The following is a 508-nucleotide window of genomic DNA, read 5'->3' as shown; positions in this document are numbered from 1 at the left end:
AAACCGTCGCGCGAGCCTGAGGCGAGCGAATAGAAGCGCGGCACGGACGAGCCTTCGGGCATGATGCCCAGCAGATCGCCCGCCTGCCAGCGCGCGAAGCCCTGTCCCGTCAGCCGCTGCCATGTCGAGGGCCGCGGCGCGGCAAAGCGCAGGATCGCAGTCAGCGCCTGCACCTCGGCACCGTAATCGCGGCGGGAGATCAGGGTGAGGGCTTCGCTTGCGGGCGCCACCGGCTGGTGGACGAGGTCCAGTTCGATCCCCAGCGCCGCGCCAACCGCGCGTCCCCAGCGGGCGAACTCCTGTGGCGACTGGCGGTCGATGCTGTCGAAGGCAAGAAGCTGCGGCCAGCCCTTCGCATCGGCGGTGGCGGCGACTTCCTCGGCATAGGCGCCGAAGGCCGGAAAGCTGCGGTCGCCGAAGCCCAGCACCGCGAGCGGCGCATCGGGCGCGCGGTCGATGCGCCGCAGCCAGTCGAGGAAGCCGTTGGCAGAAGCCGGGGCGCAGCCGT

1 pseudogene is annotated in these 508 nt (G+C 71.5%); it reads right to left on the bottom strand.

The features are described 5' to 3' along the window. Window positions 1-508: pseudogene (locus tag KTN05_RS17795) on the bottom strand (N-acetylglucosamine transferase); the annotation flags it as partial.

Source organism: Paracoccus sp. Z118 (genome assembly GCF_019061185.1).
GTDB lineage: Bacteria > Pseudomonadota > Alphaproteobacteria > Rhodobacterales > Rhodobacteraceae > Paracoccus.
The sequence above is the reverse complement of the archived record's forward strand: the minus strand, read 5'-3'. Positions and strand labels throughout refer to the sequence as shown.